Annotated in this window: 2 protein-coding genes; one reads left to right on the top strand and one right to left on the bottom strand. The window is 63.9% G+C overall.

The window, feature by feature from the left end:
* Positions 1-58 precede the first annotated feature (58 nt).
* A complete protein-coding gene (locus WCB02_RS17070) occupies positions 59-901 on the top strand; it encodes a metal-dependent phosphohydrolase (protein ID WP_423959748.1) in 843 nt (280 codons plus the stop codon).
* A gap of 72 nt (positions 902-973) precedes the next feature.
* Here WCB02_RS17070 and WCB02_RS17075 read toward each other — a convergent pair.
* Positions 974-1,564 (bottom strand): DsbE family thiol:disulfide interchange protein (locus tag WCB02_RS17075; RefSeq protein WP_423959750.1); only part of this gene is annotated, 591 nt, incomplete at its 5' end.

The raw sequence follows: 1,564 nt of genomic DNA on the forward strand, positions 1-1,564 counted from the left end.
CTAGAGCTACGCGCAGCAATCGGCGTTCACCCGTTGGCTCTATCGTCGGGGGCGGTCCATGATCACGTTGCCCAAGCTGGCGGCGGAAGCGCTTAGTTCGTTCCTTGCCGCCGACACGAAGGATGCATTCGGGCGCTCACATGCGCGCCTGGCCGAAATCATTCCGTTCGCGGCGCAGCTCACGCTCGAATGCATCGGCAACAGCGACGCCCTCTACCACAACGTCGAGCATACGATGCTGATCACCCTGGCCGGCCACGATATCTTCAAGGGGCGTGCGCTGCTCACGGCCTCGACCCCGGTCGAGTATTCGAACTTCATCGTCGCATGCCTCGCGCACGACATCGGATACGTCCGCGGGGTCGTCAAAGGGGACGGCAAAGATGGCCTGGTCATCGACGCCAGCGGCCGAAAGGTCACATTGCCGCGCGGGGCATCCGACGCTGCGCTCGCGCCATATCACGTCGAACGGTCCAAGCTCTTCGTACTGGATCGGCTCGCGGACGAGGAACTCGACGGCGAACTGATCGCGGGCGCGATCGAGCACACGAGCTTCCCATACACTTCCACGCCTGCCGGCCACGGAATCGGCGAATGGGCCGCGCTGCTCAGGGCCGCCGACCTCGTCGGTCAGCTCGGCGACCCGCATTATCTGAGGAAGGCCAATGCGCTCTACCACGAATTCGACGAAATCGGCTTGACGAGGCAACTCGGCTACGAATCGCCGGCGGACATGGTCGACCAATATCCGCAATTCTACTGGGACAAGGTGTCCCCCTACATTCAGGACGCCATCCGCTATTTGAATGTGACCTCGAGCGGGCGGCAGTGGATCAACGGCCTCTATAGCAACGTCTTTCGCGCCGAGCATGAATTGCGCCTCTGGGGGCCGCACCCTTAGTCGAGTATCGCGCGATCGAATACGGACCCGCCCGGGATGAGCGGGTCGGCCTCGCGGAAAAGGGATTTCGCCCTAATTCATCGCCTTGAGGATCTGCGGTTTGACTTCGCTTTCCAAGGTCGCAGCTGTCATCGGGCCGACCAGCTTGAACGCCAACGACCCGTCCCCTCTGACGATGAAGGTTTCCGGCACGCCGTAGACCCCCCAGTCGATCCCGGCGCGTCCATCCCCGTCGAGTCCGACCTTCGCGTAAGGATCGCCCTTGGCGCCGAGGAAGCGGCGAATGTTTTCGGCCGAATCCTTCTGCGCGACGCCATAGATCGCGACGCCCTTGGCGCGAAGCGACGGATCGGCAGCGAGCGTCATCAGGAACTCATGCTCGTAATGGCAGGGCTCGCACCACGAGGCGAAGATGTTGACCACGCTCACGTGGCCTGAGCGCAAGTCGGCGTCGATCGGTCCCGGCGCGCCGTCGAGGCCGGGGAGGTCGAGCCGCGGCGCGGACTGGCCGATCAATGTCGAGGGAATGCTCGCTGGATCGCCGGCGTTGAGCCGCATGAACAGGAGCCAAGCGAGGGCCGCGAAAACCGCGAGCGGCAGATAGGCCAGCCAGCGGCGCGGGCGTGGGGCGGCTTCGGTCTCTGCGCTCATCGGCGCTCTGAG

Source organism: Bradyrhizobium sp., assembly GCF_049581145.1.
Taxonomy (GTDB): domain Bacteria; phylum Pseudomonadota; class Alphaproteobacteria; order Rhizobiales; family Xanthobacteraceae; genus Bradyrhizobium.